Source organism: Bacillus paranthracis (assembly GCF_001883995.1).
Taxonomy (GTDB): Bacteria; Bacillota; Bacilli; order Bacillales; family Bacillaceae_G; genus Bacillus_A; species Bacillus_A paranthracis.
This window is the reverse complement of the sequence record NZ_MACE01000067.1, coordinates 1-233: the sequence shown is the minus strand read 5'-3', so window position 1 is coordinate 233 and position 233 is coordinate 1. Positions and strand designations below refer to the sequence as shown.

Genomic DNA, 233 nt, shown 5'->3' with positions numbered 1-233 from the left:
CACCTGTAATAACAACTACTTTTCCTTTTAAATCTGTATACATAATTTTTTCCTCCTCTTTATCCTTTTGCAATTCCTAACATAACTCCAGCTGCGACAATAAAGATAATCCCAATGATAATCGCATTAAACTGACGTTTTGTTTTCTTTTCACCTAATATAAAAATGCCACCTAAAGTTGAGATTACAATCCCCATTTGGGAAAGGGAGAAGCTTGTAGCTACCCCTACACG

General features: G+C 35.2%; 1 protein-coding gene. It reads right to left on the bottom strand.

The features are described 5' to 3' along the window. Positions 1–59: 59 nt before the first annotated feature. Positions 60–233, bottom strand: a 174-nt coding sequence (locus BAQ46_RS23755; protein WP_239661536.1) for a GRP family sugar transporter, incomplete at its 5' end; no start/stop codon positions are given.